We start from the raw sequence: 1508 nt of genomic DNA on the forward strand, positions 1-1508 counted from the left end.
CTAGCAGGCCGTTGAAGAAGTCTGGCGCTGGGCGACGAAGTTGGCTTCGTCGCCGCCGTGGAAGCAGATTTGGCCCTTGAGGGAGCCATCGGATTGGAGTTCAGCCCATCCATCGCCCTGGGCCTCATCCATTTCGTCGTTTCCGTCCCAGTCGAACTGCACGGCGTCGTGGTCGCCGCCGCCGGCGAAGGAGCCGGTGACACAGCCGAAGGCGAACTCGCCATGGGTGGCTTCGAAGAGGATGTAGGCGGGCTCCATCATGTCCCGATAGTCGTCAGTGTAGTCGGGCATCTGGACGATGCGCCACCGGCCCAGGACGCTCATGCCGGAGCCGCCAGCAACTTGGGCAGGCGGATGAGGTTGTAGGCCGCCAGCGCCAGGGTGAAGACGGCGTCGACCTTGGCGCGGCCGCGCACCTTGACCTTCGCCAGGCCGGCCGCCCCCTTGATCCAGCCGAACACCTCCTCGATGCGCTTTCGGCAGCGCTGGCTGATGGCATAGCCGGGGTGGCGTCGGGTGCGGCCATCGATGGCGGTCGAGCGCGGCTTGCCGAGCTTGGACAGGTGGCCATCGACGGCGATGTGCGGCGTCACCCGGCGCGCCCGCAACTGGCCGATGAAGGCGCGCACGTCGTAGGCCTTGTCGGCGCCCAGGGTGATCCGGCGTCGGCCGGGCCGGCGATCCAGCATCGCTAGCGTCGCCTCCCGCTCGGCCGTGCCGGTGGCCTGGGTGACGCCGCCATCCACCGCCAAGCCGTGGCGGTTCTCCATCAAGGCGTGGCCCATGTAGCAGAGCTGGGCCGGCTGGCCGTCGCCCTTCTTGTAGAGCCGAGCCTGGGGATCGGTGGTGCTCTGGTGCGTCTGGTTGGAGCGCTTTTCCTTGTGGAAGCCGCGCTCGGCGTTGCGGCCCGGACCTTCCGGATCGTTGTCGTCGCCATCGACCCTGCGGAAGCTCTTCGTCGAAGCCCAGGCCTCGATCAGCGTGCCGTCCACCGAGAAATGGTCCGACGACATCAGCCGCTTCACGCGCGGCTGAGCCAGGATCGCACGCAGGAACTTGCCGGCGATCTCGCCCGCCAGCAGCCGGTCGCGGTTCTTGGTGAAGCTGGAGTGATCCCAGGCCGCATCATCGACACCCAGCCCCACGAACCAGCGGAACAACAGGTCGAACTCCATCCGCTCCATCAACTGGCGCTCCGATCGGATGCCGTAGAAGGCCTGCAGCAACATTGCCCGCAACAGCCGTTCCGGCGGGATCGACGGACGTCCCAGCCGCGGCGGATAGAGCGCTGAGAAGTCAGCGCTCAAATCCCCAAGGGCCGCGTTCGCAATCTCCTGGATCGGCCGCAAAGGATGGTCACGCCGAACCCGAGCATCCAGGTTCACATACGAGAACAGCGACCCCGTCCGCTCGTCCGACCCGCGCATCCACCCCTCCAGAGCTCCCGCCCAAAAGAGTGAATCATGCCGAGTCCCGCGCCGCTACAGACTTCTTCAACAGCCTGCTAG

The 1508-nt window shown here is 66.6% G+C and carries 2 protein-coding genes; both read right to left on the reverse strand.

Annotation, left to right across the window (positions count from 1 at the left end):
- On the reverse strand, positions 1-324 hold the full coding sequence (locus tag ACIPQB_RS26060; protein ID WP_446488153.1) for a hypothetical protein: 324 nt from the start codon (positions 322-324) through the stop codon (positions 1-3).
- Complete coding sequence (locus ACIPQB_RS26065; RefSeq protein WP_446488154.1) at positions 321-1427, reverse strand: IS5 family transposase; 1107 nt, start codon at positions 1425-1427, stop codon at positions 321-323. The genes ACIPQB_RS26060 and ACIPQB_RS26065 overlap by 4 nt, the downstream gene beginning before the upstream one ends.
- Between the last annotated feature and the right edge of the window lie 81 nt (positions 1428-1508).

It is taken from the genome of Caulobacter sp. LARHSG274 (assembly GCF_052871235.1).